We start from the raw sequence: 20,441 nt of genomic DNA, 5'->3' as shown, positions 1-20,441 counted from the left end.
TATAACATATAATATATTTCAATTTTAAAAAGAAGTAATGAAACAGACTAATGTTAAGCCGGCTGACGGCAGATTAGGAATTCTCGTTGTGGGTAACGGTGCCGTTGCCACAACATTCATGACAGGTGTGCTAATGGCGCGCCGCGGACTCACAAAGCCTGTAGGTTCTATGACTCAGTATGACAAGATTCGTATCGGCAAGGGTGACGACAAGAAGTATCTGTCATACAGTGAAGTGGTGCCTTTGGCAAAGCTCGATGATATAGTATTCGGTACATGGGATGTATATCCACAGAATTCTTATCAGGCAGCCATGTATGCCGAGGTTCTGAAAGAAAAGGATATCAACCCGGTAAAGGACGAACTCGAGAAAATAGTGCCTATGAAGGCTGCTTTCGACAAGAACTATGCCAAGCGGTTGGACGGTGACAACGTGAAGCAGTGTGCCACACGTTGGGAGATGGTTGAGGAACTGCGCAAGGATATCCGCGATTTCAAGGAGAAGAACGGTTGCTCGCGTGTTGTAGTGCTTTGGGCCGCTTCTACCGAGATATATGTGCCAATCTACGAGCCTGTACATTATACTTTGGCCGCTCTTGAGCAGGCCATGAAAGACGACGATCGTGAGCACATCGCTCCATCTATGTGCTATGCTTATGCCGCCCTTACCGAAGGTGCGCCTTTCATCATGGGTGCCCCCAACACGACGGTTGACATTCCTGCCATGTGGGAATTGGCAGAGAAGACAAAGCTGCCGATAGCCGGTAAAGACTTCAAGACGGGTCAGACACTGGTGAAGAGCGGTTTTGCCCCCATTATAGGAACACGCTGTCTGGGTCTGAACGGCTGGTTCTCTACAAATATCCTGGGCAATCGCGACGGTCTGGTACTCGACGAGCCGGCCAACTTCCGTACAAAGGAGGTGAGCAAGCTGTCTACACTGGAGACAATCTTGAAGCCCGAGGCCCAGCCCGACCTTTATGGTCACGGCAACGACGAAGACACACAGTACTATCACAAGGTGCGTATCAACTATTATCCGCCGCGCAACGACAACAAGGAAGGATGGGACAACATCGACATCTTCGGATGGATGGGTTATCCTATGCAGATTAAGATCAACTTCCTCTGTCGCGATTCTATCCTCGCCGCTCCTCTGTGTCTTGACCTTTGTTTGCTGAGCGACCTTGCCGCCCGTGCCGGACGTTATGGCACACAGCGCTTCCTCAGCTTCTTCCTGAAGAGTCCGCAGCATGACTATACTCGTGGCGAGGAGCCTGTAAACCATCTCTATCAGCAGTACACTATGCTGAAGAATGCCATCCGCGAGATGGGAGGCTATGAGGCTGACGAAGAGATTGACTAAAAAAGAAAATGACCTGTAGTCTCCCATAGGGTGGAATGCGGCGGAGAGAGATGGTATCAGCTCATAAATAATACTTTCCGTCAGTCCGCTCTTTTGGGGGATTATGGGGCTTTTTTACTTGGATTTCAGCATCCGGTGACCTTATCTTTCCAATTTAAAGTATTGGTTTGGATTGTTTTATCTTGCCAATCTAATTGTATTGGATTGATTGGATAAGGTTTGATTTTTTCTTCATTCCCGTTTGGAGAATCCAACTTTTGGATGGCACTTCACAAATAGGGGCTTTGTTTATATAAATAAAGATAAAAAGATTTGGATAATCACAGAACTAAATATCTGCTGCTTTTGTTTCTGATATTGCTGATGTCATTGCCATTGCGTGCCCAGCATATATCGGGATATGTTATTGACGATGCTACGGGCGACAGTATTCCTTATGCCAGTGTGGTGTATAAGGGACATAAGGTAGCCGTGGTTTCTAATCTTGGCGGACGCTACACGGTGGCGCGTCACGACGGATGGCAGCTCACATTCAGTGCCTTGGGCTATGTGGAAAAGACGGTTATCATAGGTCCGGCTACCAAAAGCACACTCAACATAAGATTGAAACCGGACACAAGAAAGCTGAAAGAGGTGACGGTGAAGACGAAGCGCAAGCGTTACAGCCGGAAGGACAATCCGGCGGTGGAGCTGATGAGGAAGGTGATAGAAAGGAAGAAACAGACGGATCTTGACAACAAAGACTTCTACCAGTACAACAAGTATCAAAAGATTACGCTGGCCATAAATGATATAACGCAGGAGAAGCTTAATTCTCCGAAGTTCAGTAAGGCGGCATGGCTGAAAGATCAGGTGGAGATGTGTCAGTACAACAAGAAGCTGATACTTCCTCTTTCGGTTGACGAGACCGTGACGCAGAAGATATACCGCAAGAGCCCGCACACGGAGAAGAATATAATAAAAGGTCAGAACTCGTCGGGAGTGAACGAGCTTTTTCAGACAGGCGACATTCTTACCACCGTGCTTAAAGATGTGTTTACCGATGTAGATATATACGACGATCAGGTGCGCCTGCTTCAATATCCGTTTACATCCCCGATCGGTAAAGGAGCAATAGGTTTCTATCGATTCTATATAGAAGATACCGTGTTTGTAGATCGTGACCGGTGCATACACCTGCATTTCCTTCCCAACAATCAGCAGGACTTCGGTTTCCGTGGCGACATATATATATTGGCCGATTCGTCCTATCAGGTGAAGCGTTGCGAGCTTACTATACCGAAGAAGAGCGATGTCAATTTCGTGGAAAACCTGCGCGTGGAGCAGGAGTTCACAATGCTTCCCGATAGCACGTGGGTGCTCAGTGTTGACGATATGATAGCAGAGTTGAAGGTGGCAAGTTTCCTGCAGAAAGCTATTGTCATACGTACCACACGTCTCAGTGACTATGCTTTTGACGATTTGCCAAAACAATTGTTTAAAGGCAAGGCGCGTGAAGTGAAAGAGGCTGATGCCATGATGCGTGACGATGACTTTTGGAGTCGTTACCGCCAGGTGGACCTGACCAAGAGTGAAAGCAAGATGGATGTCTTTGTGCATAATCTTGAGCAGATAAAAGGATTCAAGTACATCATCTTCGGTGCCAAGGCATTCATAGAGAACTTTGTGGAGACCGGCAATCCGAGCAAAGTCGATTTAGGACCCATAAATACCATGCTTACAAGCAACTTCGTTGACGGATTCCGAACACGTATCAGTGCGCAGACGACGGCCAAGCTGCACAACCGGCTGTTTGCGGCCGGCTATTACGCACACGGATGGGGCAGTCACAAGAATTACTATAAGGGCGAACTGATCTATTCGTTCAACAAGAAAGAGTATCTGCCACGCGAATTTCCCAAACGCACATTGTCGTTGATGTCGACTTACGATGTGTGTTCGCCGTCAGACAAGTTCATGCGTACGGACAAGGACAATGTTTTTACGTCGTTCAAGTGGGCAAAGGTGGACGCGATGATGTTTTACAACCGCCAGGAACTCACATATGAACGCGAGGAGGACTGGGGCTTCAAGACTACGGTTGCGTTGAAGACAGAGGAGAATCAGGCTGTAGGCAATCTGTATTTTACTCCTATGAACGAGTGGACATCTTGGAATGCCACGAATGACGGTGCGCCTGATGTTGCCGTCCGGCCGTCCCATTACTTCCGCACGACGGAGTTGCGTGCCGAGCTGAGGTTTGCTCCTGGCGAGACGTACATCAACACCAAGCAGCGGCGTCTGAAGATAAATCTCGATGCTCCGGTCTTTACCGTGAGCCACACTCTCGGACTCAAGAACGTGTTGGGAGGCGACTATCGCTACAACTATACCGAGGCCAGTATATATAAGCGCTTTTGGATGAACAGTTGGGGAAAGATAGACTGTTATGTGCGCGGCGGAATACAGTGGGACAAAGTTCCTTTCCCGCTGCTTTGCATGCCTGCAACCAACTTGTCGTACATCATTCAGGACCAGACATTCCAGCTGATAAACAACATGGAGTTCCTCAACGACCGCTTTGCAAGTGCGGAGATCAGTTGGGATTTCAATGGAAAGCTGTTCAACCGTATACCGTTGATTAAGAAATTGAAGTGGCGCGAGTATCTGGCAGTGAGATGTCTTTGGGGTGATTTGAGTGACAAGAACAATCCCTATCTGGCCCAGAATGCCAACGACGGAATGTTGATGATGTTCCCCTCGGGTTCATATCTGATGAATCCCAAAGAGCCTTATGTTGAGGCTTCGGTGGGTATTCATAATATCTTCAAGATAGTTCACGTTGAGTATACCCGCCGGTTCAACTATCTGAATCAGCCTACCGCCCATAAGCATGGTGTAAGATTCATGATAAGAATGACGTTCTGATTGGTTTTCCTGGAGGTTTACCGGATGTGTTAAAATCCGATTTTCCGGACTTTTTATGGACATAATCTTGTGCTTTCGTCCGTTTATAGTATAATAAGTATTCAATACTTTTTTGGCGGACAAAGACAAGATTATGTCTTTATCTATACAATATCTGCATTGTGATAAATATATCTTTTGAAAAACTCCTGTTTCGTTGCAACTTTCTCATCTTTTGTACCGTCTAACGGAAAATAAACCAAACGAACAGAAAGAATATGAAAAAGTTTTTTTTATCGATTTTAGCTATTGTTGTGATGGTCGGTTGCGCAAGTGCGGCGGGCGATATGGAGGGCTCCGGCTCCGGAATAGAAGTACGCAAGGTGAAGAGATTCACCGGAATCAGGCAGGAGGGATCTGTCGTTGTGCACTACTCTCAGGGGCGGAGCATATCGGTTAAGGTCAAGGCGCCGGCAGAACGCATGAAAGACGTGAAGACACATGTAGAAGGACAGACGCTTGTCGTTTCGCTGGGTGGAAACAACGTCAACGTATGGAGCATCTTTGGCAGCAGACGTAATGACGACAGGATAGAAGTATATGTCACTTCTCCCGATCTTGTCGGCATAAGCCTGCTCGGTTCCGGTGATTTCGTATGCCCGGGACATCTTGACACCGACAATCTCTCCATTCTGTTGAGAGGCTCCGGTGACATTACGTTCAATGATATAATCTGCGACAATATATCCACCGAACTTGTAGGCAGTGGCGATATAAACCTGAAAAATGTGGATGCGCTCAACTCTGAGGTACGTCTTGTAGGCAGCGGAGACATCGACATCCGACAGAAAAACACGAAGAAGACGAAGATAAATCTGATGGGCTCAGGCGATATATCCATGTCGTTCGCCAATTGCGGAGCAGTGGATAGCGAGCTTAAAGGGTCGGGCGACATCAGTCTGAGCGGCACCGTCAAGTCGTTTGCCAAGCGTTCCGTGGGCAGTGGCGACTATCATACCTCCCGTCTGAGTGTCCGTAACGGCAAGAGATAAGTCTGACGTGAAGCGGGCCTGCCGCCTATAGTCCGTTCAGGCCCCTTCTCTGTAGAAGTCGAATGCCTCATGCATTTCCTTTTCCGTTGCCGTCCGGTCGATGCGTATGTCGCCTATACCGCCGAGCAATGTGAAGTTGATGACACCGGCCACGTTTTTCTTGTCGTGTGTCATCAACTCAATCAATTCCGTATAGTCATCGCATGTTATGGACATTTTGCCGTAATGCTCGTTGATGAAAGCGACAGTCTGCCGCATACGGTCGGTTGGAAATCCCTCTTTCACGGTGCTCAGATACAGCTCGCACACCAGTCCCCACGCCACGGCATATCCGTGCAGCACCGGTTTTCCGCGGCGCATGGCAAGCGATTCGAAAGCATGGCCCGCCGTATGTCCCAGGTTGAGGGCCTTGCGCAGTCCTCGTTCCGTGGGGTCTTCAGTGACTATGCGCTGCTTAACGGCCACCGATTCGGCCACCATCCGCTGCAATACCGTCAGGTCCGGTTTGCCGCTTATGTCGAAATTCATCAGTTCGGTCCACATCTTTTCGTTGTCTATCAACCCGTGTTTCTGCATTTCGGCATATCCCGAACACATGTTCCGGGAGTCCATGGTGCGCAGAAACTGTGTGTCGAGAATCACCGAACGGGCATTGTTGAACACGCCTATTTCGTTTTTCAACCCGCCGAAGTTGATGCCAGTCTTGCCGCCCACCGACGCGTCTACCATCGACAGCAGCGTCGTCGGTATGTTGATGTAGCTGATGCCCCGTTTGAATGTCGACGCCGCAAAACCGCCCAAGTCGGTCACCATGCCGCCGCCGAGATTCACCATAAGCGAGTGGCGTGTGGCCCCCATGCGTCCCAGTTCGGTCCACACGTGTGCCAGCGTGTCGAGCGTCTTGGCGGTATCGCCTGCTCCGATTGTTATCTTCCGCACTCCATTCATACACTCCATGCCGGCCACAAGCGGCAGACAGAGACGTTCGGTTGTCTCGTCCACGAGGACAAACAGCCTGTCGTATCCGCATTCGGCTATCGCCCCGTCAAGTGCGGATTCCAGATTTTCTGATATTATAACTTTCTGCTTTTCCATAATCCTTGGTTTAAACATAATGCAGCCGTGCGCGATTAAAACTTGTTTTAAGATTGCCGGGTGCCGCTTATCTTCTGCAAAGATAATGCAAACGAGTGCAATTAAAACTTGTTTTAAGATTGCCGAGTGCCGCTTATCTTCTGCAAAGATACATCAAAATATCGGTTTTTTATCCGTTTGGGCGTCAGATAATCAGGTATATGCGGCATTATGTTATGAATGGTAATGAATGTTAAGTTGGTCAACAAAATTAAACTACATAATCGCCCGGATATAGTATGGATGCGCCTTGAAAAGGCAGCAAGCACATAGCCCGGGGTAGAGCGTAGCGGCACCCCGGGTGTCATGTTCAATTGTCCTATTCGCCCTGCAAGGGCAAAAGCATTAATTATCAGATAATTACATTTTTTTTATATCCCATATGTTTTTATGCTTTTGCCCTTGCCGGGCGCGGTGATTGTCGATGTCGGTTCCCGGGGTGCCGCTGCTCTCTGCCCCGGGCTATGTGCTTGTTGCCCCGTTGGGGCGCGTTCTGTCCGGGCACGTTCTGTCCGGAGGATGATATAGTTTAATTTTGTTGACCAACTTATATGCAATTGACCGATATTTAAATCGGTTACATCAGATAATCTTGTTGACCAACTTATATTGACAAAAGAATATATGTCGGCAATAACAGGGTGGAACAGGAAAGAGACAGATTTATTATAGGTATCGACATACATGGCTTATGTCCGATATATTCTGAAAAAAACGCATTCGGTTTTTCGTGAAATAGAAAAGCAATGATGGTCTTTTTGCCTTGTTTACATACCTTTTTTGCATGGTCAACTCGCCGTAAGGGCCTCCCGGGACTCCCGTAACGGCCGTTTGGCAATGCAACGAGGGCCGTTTGGCAGTGCAATAACGGCCTTATTGCAAGGTGAAACGGCCCTCTCTGCTTTCTTGACAAAGCCCCGCCTGCGTAACGTGCTGACTGTCAGCACTCCCCGTTTGAAGCAAAAAACGCTGTTTTCGGAGCCTTGGCCGAAAACAGCGATATGGATGTCGCTTAACATATGTTAAAGTAAATATTTTTATAGTCAGCGGTTTTGTCGTTCAATGATGTCGTTTGGGGGATTGTTGTCATGCGGGCGTCGATGGCACGGCGAACCATGGATGCTGTGCCCGAACCGTGTATCGGGCAAGCCGTGTGGGGGAATTGTTTGGTCACGGCATGGTGGCATTCTTGCGTTTTTCCATTGGCGTGATAATCGATTCGGGAGAATATTTGTGTAACAGTCTTTAAACTTTTCAGAGCGAACAACGTCATAAGACTGTAAACTGAATCAAAAAAGCGACAAAATGAAAAGACTTCTACTGTTGGTTGCCATTTCCATGGCTGCAACAATCTCTGCATTTGCCCAGCGTTCCATAACGGGAAAGATAGTTGAGGGCGACTCAAAGGAACCCATGGCCATGACCACCGTACAGCTGCTCCGGCAGGACAGCACCGTGGCTGCCGGTGTGCTCACTGCCGAGAACGGCAACTTCAAAGTCAAGGCGCCTGCCGACGGGCGGTATATACTGAAGGTGACAAGTGTGGGATTCAAGAGCTATATCAAGAATCTGACAGTCGACGGTGGCAAGGATGTGCCGCTTGGGACGATAGAGATGGCCATGGATGCCATAATGCTGAAGGGTGCCGTGGCAACGGGCCATGCGGCAAAGGTGACGACAAAGGAGGATACGTTTGTATATAACGCGGCGGCATACCGCACGCCCGAAGGATCTGTTGTCGAGGAACTTGTGAAACGGCTTCCCGGCGCGCAGATGGACGACGACGGAAATATAAAAATCAACGGCAAGGAAGTCAAGAAGATACTTGTAGACGGCAAGGAGTTCATGACCGGCGACACCAAGACGGCATTGAAGAACCTGCCCACTTCCATCATTGAGAAAATCAAGGCTTACGACGAGAAGAGCGACCTGTCGCGCATATCCGGAATCGACGACGGCAACGATCAGACTGTGCTCGACTTCGGTGTAAAGAAAGGTATGAACAAGGGATTGTTCTCCAATGCCGACCTTGCCGCCGGCACGAAGGACCGCTATGCCGCGCGCTTGATGGCGGCACGTATGAACAGTGACTTTCGTGTGATGGGAATGGTGAATGCCAATAATGTCGGCAACATGGGGTTCGGCGGCGGCCGTCGCGGTGGCGGTGCCGGCCGTCGCGGGCTTACGGCACCGAAAATGGCCGGTGTCAATATCAACTATGAGAAGAAGGACAAGCTGAAACTGGACGGAAGCGTGCGCTGGAACCATAGTGACGGTGACACGTGGACACGCTCGTCGACGGAGAATTTTGTCAGTACGACAGGGTCGTTTTCCAACAGTGTCAACCAGAGTTTCTCGCGCAGCAATTCATGGAACGGACAGATGCGTCTGGAGTGGATGCCCGATACGATGACCAACATCATGTTCCGTCCGACATTCAGTTACAGTACGAGCGACGGCACGTCGACACGGCGTTCGGCGACATACAATGAAGATCCGTATCTCTACGTGACAGACCCGCTCGCACAGGAGTCGATAGATCTGATGGCGGATAGGGAACTTATGGTGAACAGCCGCTACAACAACTCTATCAGCTATAGCGATTCGAAGAATTTCGGCGGTATGTTGCAGTTTAACCGCAGACTTAATTCCAAAGGCCGTAACGTCACCCTGCAGATGAACATCAACTACGGTGAGAGCGGCAGCAACAGCCTGCAGACGAACAACGTGCATCTGTTCCAGAAAAAGAATATCTCCGGTGAGGACTCTACATATCAGACCAACCGGTATAATCTTACCCCGCAGAAGAATTGGAACTACAGTGTAAGGGCCACTTACAGCGAACCGATATTCAAGGCCACATTCCTGCAATTCAGTTATGAATTCCAGTATAAGTACTCGAAGAGCGACCGTTCGACGTTTGACTTCAGCAATCTCGGCGAGGGTATGTTTGCCGACTTGCGACCTCAGTACCGTGATTGGCACAGTTATCTCTCGCGTCTGGACAATCCGTTGGACAGCTATCTTGACGACAATCTGAGCCGGTTCTCGGAGTATACCAATTATATACACGACATACAGGTTATGCTGCGCATCATACGTCAGGCGTATAACTTCAATGTCGGTTTGACTCTTCTTCCGCAGAAGACACACTTTGTGCAGCACTATCAGGGACACAATGCCGACACGACACGTACGGTGGTCAACTTTACGCCTACAGCCGACTTCCGTTGGAAGATATCCAAGGTGAGCCAGCTGCGTTTCAACTATCGCGGACGTACAAGCCAGCCCAGTATGAGCAATCTGCTTGATATCACCGACGACAGCGATCCGCTGAACATATCCAAGGGTAATCCGGGACTGAAGCCGTCGTTCTCGAACGATTTCTTCCTGCGCTATAACAATTATATACAGAACCATCAGCAGGGTATGGGCGCAAACCTGCGGTTCCAGACCGTAAGCAACAGTATCTCAAGCAAGGTGACATACGATCCCGTGACGGGCGGACGTACCACACGGCCTGAGAACATCAACGGCAACTGGAACATCGCGGGAGACATGTTCTATAACATTGCCATCGACACCACCGGATATTTCAATGTGAATACCACCACGGGAGCAAGGTATGTGAACAGCGTCGGGTATATCGACATGCGGCGTGACGGCAACTCGGTCAAGTCGATAACGAAGACGATGGAGATCAACGAGCGTCTGGCAGCAAGCTACCGTAATGAATGGATCGAGTTTGAGATCAACGGAAGTGTCGACTATGCGCATTCGAGCAACGAACTGCAACCTTCGAGCAATCTCGACAGATGGAGCTTCTCGTACGGATTCAACACTAATCTGACGATGCCGTGGGGGACGTCTTTGTCGACAGACCTCAACATGCACAGCCGCCGCGGATATAACGATGCGGCACTTAACACGAACGAACTGATATGGAACGCGCAGGTGAGCCACAGCTTTCTGAAGGGAAGAAATCTTATAGTGTCACTGCAACTGTATGACCTGTTGCATCAGCAGTCCAACATAAGCCGGGCTATAGATGCCATGAGGCGTCAGGACACTGAGTACAACTCGATAACCAACTATGCCATGCTACATGTAATCTATCGTCTGAACCTTTTCGGAACTAAAGAAGCACGTCGCGAAATGAGGCGTGGACCAGGTCTTGATGGTGGAGGTGAGCGCGGACCACGCGGCGGACGTCGCGGCGGTGGCGGATTCGGTGGCGGATTCGGTGGTCCCGGAAGATTCTGAAAAGAAGAGTAGTTAAGAGGTAAGAGTGAAGAGTTTAGAGAGAAGAGGTATGATTAGCTTTTGTTGATCGATAGCGACTGTGGGACTACTTCCTGATGGTTTAGAGAGAAGAGGTATGATTAGCTTTTGAAGTTATATCTGATAATAACTATCAACCAAAGCTAATCATAAGTTAGTCAACAAAATTAAACTATATCATCCTCCGGACAGAACGTGCCTTGACAGAACGCGCCCCAACGGGGCAACAAGCACATAGCCCGGGGCAGAGCGCAGCGGCACCCCGGGAATCGACATCGACAATCCCCGCGCCCTGCAAGGGCAAAAGCATAAAAACACATGGGGATATGAAAAATGTAATTGTCTGATAATTAATGCTTTTGCCCTTTTAGGGCGAATGGGATAATTGAACATGATACCCGGGGTGCCGCTGCGCTCTGCCCCGGGCTATGTGCTTGCTGCCTTTTCAAGGCGCATCCATTCTATATATTAGGACGATTATGTAGTTTAGTATTGTTGACCAACTTACCTCTTCTCTCTAAACTCTTCACTCTTATCTCTTAAAGGTTTTTCTGCTGCTTTCGCGTATTCTCTGTATTGTTGGAACTATTATCCGGTTTGGCTTTTGCCGGCTGTCGCGTATATGCGCTATAAGTGTGCGGCATGCCGTTTCGCCCATCAGTCTGCTTTGGTCCTCGATGGTTGATAGTGTGGGACTGACATCAACGGTGTATTCAACGTCGCTGAATCCCATCAGTGCTATGTCTGAGGGCATGGACAGGCCACGGCTGCGGATGGCACGCATGGCGGCAAAGAGCAGGGTGTCGTTGAGTGCAAGTATGGCATCGGGAGGTTGCGGCAAGTCTAAAAAGGTGTCGGTGGCGTCTATGGCTGACGGCATTTCAATGTCACTGTATGCCACATATTCGGGTCGCACGGGAATGTGCAGTTCGTGAAGAGCCTCGATATATCCGTGTTTGCGTTCGGCAACCATGCGCAGACAATCCGGACCGCACAATATGGCTATGCGCCGGCAGCCTTGCGAGGCGAGATGATGTGTTGCTTTGCGGGCGGCATCCACACTGTCGGCCACGACCGATGAGTAGCGTGTGGTGTTGATGTCACGTGCGACGAAGACAACCGGAATGCCTTCTTCCGACAATAGATCAAAATGTGCAGAGTCGGCTGTCTCCTGTGTCACACTGGCTATGATGCCGGCCACATGGAGTCCAGCCAGACTCTGCACATTACGGTGCTCTTCGTCATATCGTTCGTGTGAGTTCATGCAGATTACTGCATATCCTTCCTGAGCTGCCACATGCTCGATGCCGTCGAGAACTGAGGAATAGAAAAGCGTAACTCCGTGTGGCACTATCACTCCGATGATGGGCAGCGAGCCACTGCGCAGACTGTCGGCAATGAAGTTTTTGGAATAGTTCATCTCGCGGGCTGCTTCTTCCACCTTTCTGCGTGTGTTTGTGCTGATAGAAGAGTGCCCCTGCAGTGCCCGGCTTACTGTGGCGATACTGATGCCAAGCCGTTGTGCAATGTCTTTGAGCGATGCCGTTTTTTTTATTTCCAATTACTTCCCGTATGGCTCGTTTGGTATATTCTCTATTCCGTTTGTCCGCTTATTCCTCTTTACGGTCGTCGATGTTGTCACCGTCGGTAGGTTGCATTTCTTCCTCGAAGTTTGTTATACCGTTGGCAATAAGGATATTGTACCACTGCAACAGTTTCTTTATATCACTGTTGTGCACACGGTCACGGTCGAATTCGGGCAGAACTTTGCCGAAATATTCACGCAGTTCCTGACCTCCGGCTTTTTTGAAGTCGATGCTTACTGTCTTGCCCTCTTCAAGGTCTCTCAGATTGGCGAGTACTTTGTATAGTGGCACGTCGTCGGTTTCGGTATACATTGCGATGTCTGCCAATGATGTTATTTTGTCTGTTGCAAAAGCCGGCATACGTCGGTGTGTCTCGTCGAGTACTTCTACAATGAGACTGTTGGTTGCTCTTGATACTAACTTGTAAAGTCCCGGTTTGCCCGAGATTGCTAAAATTGTCTGTAACATTTTACTTCAGTTGTTTTTTTATTGTATTTTACTTCAGTTGTGTTATTTCTTTTTGATTCATGACAGATAGCCACGAAAGCCGTGATATTCACTCGGCTGTGTTTCCGGAGATCTCGAGTTTGTCCAGCAGGTGTTCCAACTGTGCGTCGATGTTGTGTATGCCGTCGTTTTTTATTTCGTGGTCGGCACGTCTGAGTATTTCGTTTTGTGGCAATTGGCGTTTCATCCATTCCAGAACCTTTTCACGGGAAATACCGTCGCGTTGCATTACACGTTGTATTCTGAGTTCGTCGGGAGCGGACACTGCTATAATCTTGTCTACCAGATTGTCGAAACCGGACTCGTAGAGGATGGCACATTCCATCCATTCAGCCCCGCTTTGGGTGAAATCAGAGGCTACGGCCGGATGTACGATTCTGTCTATGGCACGGGCATTGTTTTCTGATGCCAACAGAAACGAGGCGATGGCGGCCTTATTGAGCTGTCCGTCGTCTTGATAGGTTTCGGGACCGACAAGTTGTGTAAGGGCGTTGCGGATTTCGGCAGATGTCCTTATAATTCTTTTTGCGGCACTGTCACAGTCGTACACCTGGATTCCCATTGTCGCAAGTCGTCGGCATATGTAGCTTTTACCGCATCCGATACCTCCTGTTATACCTATTTTCATTATTGTCTGCTTTATTTATGTATGTTTGGCAAATCAAGTAAGTTGAAGGCTTGAGGGTCATTCTTCTTCTATCAGATAGTCCACTTGCTTGATGTCAAGTGTGGCGCGTGATATGCCTTGCGGCACTTTCTTTATATGAAGCGTACATTTGTCCGAAGGATGGCTGGCTATGTCCTTATAGTCTGCAACGACAGTGAAGTCTTTGGCGCTCAGTGTGCGGTAGAGGCTCACGCCTGCTACGAATTTTATTGTGACTTTCGACGGGAATGTGCGCAGTACCTTGCCTTCGGGCATGTTGATGCCTTGAATGGGAATGTCTTTAATGCTTGCTTCGGTGAGAACATCGGTATAGAATGTAATCTTTACATTGTCAGGTACTGATTTCACGCCGCGCATCTTCTGTAGATTGCAGCGCACGGAGAGTGTGTCGCGGAAATTGGCATAGTTGAGTGGTTCGGTGTATACGATGTTTATGCTGTCAAGTTTTTCCTGTGATGCATATATGTCCACACTGTCAGTCTCGTATTCGGTATGCGAAATGAAGTAGAGGTGCTCGGGAATGACGCGGCCGCTCCATCTCAGTGGCACGCGCTTGTGCAGGCCGTAGTTGAAGAAATACTCCAGTCGGTCGGGTTTGGTGCTTGTTATTTTTGTGGAGGCTGACAGTTGCTGATACATCATACGCTGTAGTTCGGCAGCTGTAACAGAGCCGGTACCGGTGGAGCGCATGTAGTTTTTGAAATTGACTTTCAACGGACGTAATCCGTCGCCATACATGTATCCCAGCAAGACAAACCCTTTGTCGCTGAGTGATACTTTAACGGTGTCGACGCTGTCTGATGTCAGCACAACATTCTGAGGCACATTGACGATATGTACCGGTATTCTCATTTCTTTCTCATATGTTTCGTTGAGGGTCATCATGAGCCAGAAAACTCCCGATAGGGCGAGAAAGAACAAAAAAATCAGAAATTCCTTATTCACAGTACTGAATAAGAAATTCCTGACTATCGGGAATATGCCTTGCAGCTTTTTCATTTATTTGCCTTGTACTGGAGTACTTGCCATGTCTTTGAACACGTAGCCTTTGTCAACGCGTATCACTACACCTTTGGCTATCTCCACTTCTATGATGTTGGCTACGAGGTCTATCTTCTTTACGATTCCGTATATGCCGCCGCCTGTTACTACAGATGTGCCTTCTGTCAGGGAGTTCTGGAACTTCTGTATCTCTTTCTGCTTTTTCTGCTGCGGGCGAATCATGAAAAACCACATGATGGCAAAGATTGCAACCATCATTACTATGAAACTCATGCTTGAGCCACTGCCCTGTGCTGCTTGTGCAGCTAAAATCAAGTTTGTTGTCATATTCTGTTTTAGTTGTTAAAATGTCAATACTTCTTTTTCGGTTCGTCAATGCTTTTCATCAGGCGGCCTGTCTGAATGAGATGGCGTGCGATGGCGTCGAGCATACCGTTGATATATCCGCTACTGCGCGGAGTGCTGTACAGTTTTGCTATTTCTACAAATTCATTGATTGTCACGCTGATTGGAATGCTCGGGAAAGTCATTATCTCGGCAATGGCTATCTGCATAATTACGACATCCATGTATGCGAGACGGTTGAAGTCCCAGTTGCGTGAGGCTTCACCCATGAAGCGTTGATACTCATCGGCGTTCATGATGGTTGCACGGAACAGTTTGCGTGCATAGTCTCTGTCTTCTTCGCTATCGTATTCCGGCAGAAGTTCCTGTTTGGATTTGTTCTTTTCTTCAAACCGCTTTATGGTCTTGATTACAAATGTGTCAACGATTTCCTTATCGTCGTTCCAATACAGGCTTTGCTCTTCCAATATGGAATCGAGAGTTTCGTTGTTCTGAATGAGTGTGCGGTAAATCTTGCGCCACAATTCGCGGTCGGCATCATATGAATCGTCTTCGCTTGTCAGATATTCCTGATAAATCTGACTTTCCGTTATCTGTACAAACAGTTTTTTGATGAATTCCGGTTCGGAGTTCCATGACTTTTTCTGAGTCTCCATAAACTCGTTGAGCATTTTGTTCTCTTCAAGTTGCATGGCAAACTTATTGTATGCAAATTTCTGTGAAGGTGCTTCTGTGCCTTCGCGTTTGGCTTTGGCTTGTGCTACTTCAAGATGCCGTCGCGACTCATGTGTCAGTTCGACAATCAGCGATAAAAGGTAGTTGTATAAGTCATAGGCTTTGGAAAGACTGAAAAACAATTCTTTTTCAGCAGAGTCTATGTTCTTGTTGCCGTTTTGATAGTAGGCATAGGTTAACTGGACAATCTTTATCCTTATAATTTCTCGGTTTATCATAAATGCTCGTTTATTCGTTTGTCGATTCTCTAATCTTTAATTGCAATTATAAACTTTTGACTGCAAATTTAGACAAAAATCTTATACAATGCAAGAAACGGAATGAAATATTGTGCTTTTTTTTTAGAATATTTGCATAATTGGATTTAAAAGAGTAACTTTGCACCGCTTTTTCAAGCACATTGACAGAATATTATATTTATGTTCGTGTGATGGTGAATTAGGCATTTTTTTATTAAAAACTTAATTTAGAGTAACACAAAGTATGAAAGAAATCAGCGTATCGGGTCAGAAACGTAACGACCTTGGCAAGAAGGCTTCAAAGCTTATTCGTAAAGAGGGACTTATTCCTTGTAACATTTATGGTGAGGCAAAAGGTGAGAACGGTCTGCCTGTAGCCATGTCGTTCGTAGCTCCTATGGCAGAACTCCGCAAGGTGGTTTACACACCGCATATCTATGTTGTAAATCTCAATATCGACGGTGAAGAGCATAAGGCTGTGCTCAAGGAGCTTCAGTTCCACCCAGTCACAGATGCTTTGCTGCATGTTGACTTTTACGAGATCAACGAGACGAAGCCTATCACAATCGGTATTCCCGTTAAGTTGAACGGTTTGGCACAGGGTGTTCGCGATGGTGGTCGCATCAGCCTCTCTATCCGTAAGATTAATGTGACGGCTCCTTATCAGGCCATTCCCGAGCAGCTCGACATTGACGTTACAAACCTTGGTCTTGGAAAGAGCATCAAGGTAGGTTCGCTGAGTTTTGAGGGTCTCAAGATAGCCACATCTCCCGAAGTTATCGTATGCTCGGTTAAGGCTACACGTGCATCTCGTTCGGCAGCCGCAGCGGAGGCAGCAGGTAAGAAATAATGGAGAAATACTTGATTGTTGGCCTCGGGAATGTCGGTTCGGAATATGACATGACCCGCCATAACACAGGATTTATGGTATTGGACGCCTTCGCTAAGGCGTCCAATATTGTTTTTGACGACCGTCGTTACGGATTTGTTTCAGAGACAAGTGTGAAAGGGCGCAAACTGATTCTGCTCAAACCAACCACGTTCATGAATCTCAGTGGAAACGCGGTGCGCTATTGGATGAATAAGGAGAACATCGGCATAGAGCATCTTTTGGTCATCGTCGACGACCTTTCGTTGCCACTTGGCACTTTGAGACTGAAACCATCTGGCAGTAACGGCGGCCACAACGGGCTCGGAAACATCCAGTCTGTCATAGGCACTGATAAGTATTGCCGTCTGCGCGTCGGCATAGGCAATGATTATCCTCGGGGAATGCAGGTGGAGTGGGTGCTCGGACGTTACGGTGAGGACGACATGAAAGTTCTTGAGCCCAAACTGGAAACGGCATGTGAGATAATAAAGAGTTTCGTGCTTGCCGGTGTGGATTTTACGATGAATGCATTCAACAAGAAGAAATAAGATGGCAGACGAGGCAAGAGTCGACAAGTGGCTGTGGGCAGCACGTATATACAAGACACGCTCTATTGCTGCCGATGCTTGTAAGAATGGTCGTGTGACAAAAAACGGCATCAACGTTAAACCTGCTCACATGGTCAAGGTGGGTGATACTGTGAGCGTACGCAAGTCGCCTGTAACCTATTCGTTCAAGATTCTTCAGGCCATTGAGAACAGGGTGGGGGCCAAGTTGATACCACAGGTTTATGAAAATGTCACATCACCTGATCAGTATGAATTGTTGGAGATGAACCGTATCGGCGGATTTGTGGACCGCGCCCGTGGTACGGGACGTCCTACAAAAAAAGAGCGCCGTTCGCTCGATGCGTTTATCGGACCTTCGTTTGAAGGCTTTGGTGACTGGGATGATGACGAGGAAGATTAATTTGGTTTATTCATTAACTATCAAAACAGAATATTTATATGAAGACATTAAAAACATTATTGATAGGTATGGCCGTGGCTCCGATGTTTTCGGCATGTTTAAATGATGACGTCAGCAATGCCGGTTTTTCACAAGTGTCTGTAACGATGCAATACGCCAATGACACCTTGGGTGGCATATCGTTTGCCAGCTATGGGCCGTGGGCGATGACACAGAATTCCGGAGCCGGTTGGTGCAAGATGCACACAATGTCGGGAACGGGCAATGCCATATATTATATCCCCGTTCATTTTGAGCAGAACAGGACGGGAGCCGAACGTTCGGCTGCTTTTAAGATTAACGATACACGGACGGACGATGCTTATATCAACTTCAGTCTCTATCAGTATGCCACACGTGGTGACGGCTCGTTGGGTAACGCTTCGCTTGTCAGTTCCATCGTCGGTGAAACAAAGGATGCCGGCGGCAGGATCATTGGAAACAGCAGCATAGACATAACATATGACAGGGTCTGTCGTCCGCTGTCTCTTGTGATAAAAGACGGTGAGGCCACTCTTCACAATATGAAGTTCACCTATGGTGACAGCATTATGTATGTTAATACCGGTTCAAGCACATTGTCTTCCAAGTTCGGTACAGGTTATCAGCCGGGCAGACTTGTCTCTGAGACCGATACCGTGGGATATTACGAACAACTGAACATCGGGTCGTCTCAATATGCTTTCAATGTCGAACACCACAAAAGCGGTGGAGAAACGACGGCTCAGGCTATTTTGTTGGTAAGTCAGAATCTCAGTCCAGACAGTGAGCATACGGCTGACAGTGTGAAATATCTTCACATATATACCGACGGCACGCGATATGTGGAGAAGATGAAGATGAGCTACAGCGACAAGAGCAACCGAAGCCAGTCTGTCGATGCCAACCAGCTTCTGCTTGGCGTCAAGGAGTGCAATCCTTACATGCTTCTTTCTCTCTACCGGTATGCGCGTAGCAGCAAGATGATATCAAAGGCTGCGACCGACAACGGCAGTTTCATCGTCGAGACAACCCACAATCAGGATAACAGTGTGAAAACGATGGTCGTTACGGACAAAGCCGGCAACAAGACCACATATACGTTCAGCTATTAAGAAATCAGAAGTAGTTCCTTCCCATATATTTATATATGACTAATGTAGCCGTTTTCGTTTCCGGTACAGGTAGCAATTGCGAGAACATCATACGCCATTTTAGTGGAAACAGTGAGATAAAGATATCTTTGGTTCTCAGCAACAGAGCCGGTGCGTATGCTGTTGAACGTGCCCGTATGCTTGGTATACCGACGGAGGTGATGGCTAAAACGGAATTTAACGATGGCACAAACCTGCCGGACATGATGAAGCGATATGGCATCGACTTCATTGTGTTGGCAGGTTTCTTGCTTATGGTGCCGCCGTTTCTTATAGAGCTGTATCCGCATCGTATTGTCAATATCCATCCTGCCCTTTTACCCAAATATGGAGGAAAGGGGATGTATGGACACTATATTCATGAGGCGGTGAAGGCAAACAACGAGACTGAGACGGGCATTACCATCCATTATGTCGATAAAGTGTGTGATGGCGGCGAGATAATATTTCAGGCCGTCACCTCTGTATCGCCAGATGATACGCCAGATGATATCGCGGATTCAGTCCGTATTCTTGAACAACAGTATTTCCCGAAAGTCATAGAAGAAACGATAAAGAAGAATGTTTCTTAATATTATATATATAATAGCAGGTGTGGTTCTCGTTTTGTGGGGAGCCGACCGAATGACGGACGGGGCATCGTCGCTTGCCCGCCGTATGAATGTTCCGGAGATTCTTATCGGACTTACAATCGTGGCCGCCGGAACATCGGCTCCGGAACTTTTTGTAAGTCTTGTTTCGGCACTGAAAGGCACTCCCGACCTTGCAGTAGGCAATGTCGTTGGCAGCAATATCCTCAATACAATGCTCATCGTGGGATGTACTGCCATGGTAGCCCCGATGGTCATATCGCGCTCCACCGTGCGTAAGGACATTCCCTTTGCCGTGGCAGCTTCGCTGCTTCTGTTCGTGTTGTGCATGGATGGTTTCGGCACCTTGTCTTTGAAAGGCAACATGATAAGCCGCACAGACGGTTTGGTCCTGCTTGCAGGATTTGCGGCTTTCATGGGTTATACCATCAGGTTGGCGCGAAAGGAAGCTCCTGTGGCTTCACACGTCACATCCTGTGATGCTGCGGGTGATGTATCTGCCACTCCGGTCACCGGTAATGTCGTGGCAGATACCGTCTCTACGGAAACGCCTGTCAGTTTATGGAAATGTATTCTGCTTGTCATTGTCGGCCTGGCTTGTCTTATATTCGGCAGCAATCTTTTTGTCGATGCCGCATCTGCTGTTGCCGCCACGCTTGGGGTTAGTGAAAGCGTTGTCGGTCTGACCATTGTTGCCGGAGGAACGTCGTTGCCCGAACTGGCCACAAGTGTCGTAGCAGCACGCAAGGGTCAATCGGCTTTGGCTATTGGCAATGTTCTTGGCAGCAATGTCTTCAATATCCTTGCCATCCTCGGTGTTACGGCAGTAGTGTGTCCCATGCAGATCAGCGGCATCACCATTACAGACCTTTTGGTGATGATTATGAGCATTGCCGTTGTGTGGATGTTCTCATTCACCCGCTACACCGTGGAGCGTTGGGAGGGCGCCGTTCTCGTATGCGGTTATGCCGGATATATGTGGTGGCTGCTTTAATTTTGGTTACAATTAATCTTTAACCTTTTAAGGTACCGTTATACG

17 protein-coding genes are annotated in these 20,441 nt (G+C 48.0%); 10 read left to right on the top strand and 7 right to left on the bottom strand.

The window, feature by feature from the left end; all coding sequences use genetic code 11:
- Nucleotides 1-37 precede the first annotated feature (37 nt).
- The 3 genes from HPS55_RS04255 (at nt 38) to HPS55_RS04245 (ending at nt 5,304) form a co-directional block, all read left to right on the top strand.
- Nucleotides 38-1,366 carry an inositol-3-phosphate synthase gene (locus HPS55_RS04255; protein WP_172176109.1) on the top strand — a complete coding sequence of 443 codons (1,329 nt, stop codon included), beginning with the start codon at nt 38-40 and terminating at the stop codon, nt 1,364-1,366.
- Nucleotides 1,367-1,729: 363 nt separating this feature from the next.
- Entirely contained in the window at nt 1,730-4,273 is a 2,544-nt protein-coding gene (locus tag HPS55_RS04250; RefSeq protein ID WP_172176230.1) for a DUF5686 and carboxypeptidase-like regulatory domain-containing protein, read from the top strand.
- A gap of 257 nt (nt 4,274-4,530) precedes the next feature.
- Nucleotides 4,531-5,304 carry a head GIN domain-containing protein gene (locus HPS55_RS04245; RefSeq protein WP_172176107.1) on the top strand — a complete coding sequence of 258 codons (774 nt, stop codon included), beginning with the start codon at nt 4,531-4,533 and terminating at the stop codon, nt 5,302-5,304.
- Between the two features lie 36 nt (nt 5,305-5,340).
- Here HPS55_RS04245 and aroB read toward each other — a convergent pair whose 3' ends face one another.
- Complete coding sequence (aroB, locus tag HPS55_RS04240) at nt 5,341-6,399, bottom strand: 3-dehydroquinate synthase (protein WP_172176105.1); 1,059 nt, start codon at nt 6,397-6,399, stop codon at nt 5,341-5,343.
- A 1,344-nt stretch (nt 6,400-7,743) separates the two neighbouring features.
- Here aroB and HPS55_RS04235 point away from each other — a divergent pair.
- Complete coding sequence (locus HPS55_RS04235; protein WP_172324708.1) at nt 7,744-10,701, top strand: outer membrane beta-barrel protein; 2,958 nt, start codon at nt 7,744-7,746, stop codon at nt 10,699-10,701.
- A gap of 550 nt (nt 10,702-11,251) precedes the next feature.
- On the opposite strand, the gene HPS55_RS04230 is transcribed toward HPS55_RS04235, so the two are convergent.
- From HPS55_RS04230 to nusB, 6 genes are all read right to left on the bottom strand, one after another.
- Nucleotides 11,252-12,280 (bottom strand): LacI family DNA-binding transcriptional regulator, encoded by a 1,029-nt coding sequence (locus tag HPS55_RS04230; RefSeq protein ID WP_172176101.1) that lies wholly within the window; start codon nt 12,278-12,280, stop codon nt 11,252-11,254.
- Nucleotides 12,281-12,329: 49 nt separating this feature from the next.
- Nucleotides 12,330-12,773: a DUF5606 family protein gene (locus HPS55_RS04225; RefSeq protein ID WP_172176099.1), complete on the bottom strand. Its 444-nt coding sequence runs from the start codon at nt 12,771-12,773 to the stop codon at nt 12,330-12,332.
- Nucleotides 12,774-12,861: 88 nt separating this feature from the next.
- Complete coding sequence (gene coaE, locus HPS55_RS04220) at nt 12,862-13,440, bottom strand: dephospho-CoA kinase (RefSeq protein ID WP_172176098.1); 579 nt, start codon at nt 13,438-13,440, stop codon at nt 12,862-12,864.
- A 57-nt stretch (nt 13,441-13,497) separates the two neighbouring features.
- Complete coding sequence (locus HPS55_RS04215) at nt 13,498-14,478, bottom strand: YbbR-like domain-containing protein (protein WP_172176096.1); 981 nt, start codon at nt 14,476-14,478, stop codon at nt 13,498-13,500.
- Complete coding sequence (gene yajC, locus HPS55_RS04210) at nt 14,479-14,808, bottom strand: preprotein translocase subunit YajC (protein ID WP_172176094.1); 330 nt, start codon at nt 14,806-14,808, stop codon at nt 14,479-14,481.
- 23 nt (nt 14,809-14,831) lie between these two features.
- Complete coding sequence (gene nusB, locus HPS55_RS04205) at nt 14,832-15,779, bottom strand: transcription antitermination factor NusB (protein ID WP_172176092.1); 948 nt, start codon at nt 15,777-15,779, stop codon at nt 14,832-14,834.
- A 265-nt stretch (nt 15,780-16,044) separates the two neighbouring features.
- Here nusB and HPS55_RS04200 point away from each other — a divergent pair, with 265 nt between their 5' ends.
- The 6 genes from HPS55_RS04200 to HPS55_RS04175 are packed head-to-tail and all read left to right on the top strand — an operon-like array spanning nt 16,045 to nt 20,396.
- Nucleotides 16,045-16,650, top strand: coding sequence for a 50S ribosomal protein L25/general stress protein Ctc (locus HPS55_RS04200; RefSeq protein ID WP_172176090.1), 606 nt, complete (start codon nt 16,045-16,047; stop codon nt 16,648-16,650).
- A complete protein-coding gene (pth, locus tag HPS55_RS04195; RefSeq protein ID WP_172176088.1) occupies nt 16,650-17,219 on the top strand; it encodes an aminoacyl-tRNA hydrolase in 570 nt (189 codons plus the stop codon). Before HPS55_RS04200 ends, pth begins: the two co-directional genes overlap by 1 nt.
- Before the next feature lies 1 nt (nt 17,220).
- The gene (locus HPS55_RS04190) at nt 17,221-17,640 is read left to right on the top strand and encodes an RNA-binding S4 domain-containing protein (protein WP_172176086.1); all 420 of its coding nucleotides are present in this window, start codon (nt 17,221-17,223) and stop codon (nt 17,638-17,640) included.
- Nucleotides 17,641-17,678: 38 nt separating this feature from the next.
- Entirely contained in the window at nt 17,679-18,773 is a 1,095-nt protein-coding gene (locus HPS55_RS04185) for a hypothetical protein (protein WP_172176084.1), read from the top strand.
- A gap of 35 nt (nt 18,774-18,808) precedes the next feature.
- A complete protein-coding gene (gene purN / locus HPS55_RS04180) occupies nt 18,809-19,384 on the top strand; it encodes a phosphoribosylglycinamide formyltransferase (RefSeq protein WP_172176082.1) in 576 nt (191 codons plus the stop codon).
- Nucleotides 19,374-20,396, top strand: a complete 1,023-nt coding sequence (locus HPS55_RS04175) for a calcium/sodium antiporter (RefSeq protein WP_172176080.1) — start codon at nt 19,374-19,376, stop codon at nt 20,394-20,396. The genes purN and HPS55_RS04175 overlap by 11 nt, the downstream gene beginning before the upstream one ends.
- The last annotated feature ends 45 nt before the right edge of the window (nt 20,397-20,441 follow it).

The sequence above is a fragment of the Xylanibacter rodentium genome, assembly GCF_013166575.1.
Taxonomy (GTDB): Bacteria; Bacteroidota; Bacteroidia; order Bacteroidales; family Bacteroidaceae; genus Prevotella; species Prevotella rodentium.
This window is presented reverse-complemented; position numbering and strand designations above follow the sequence as displayed.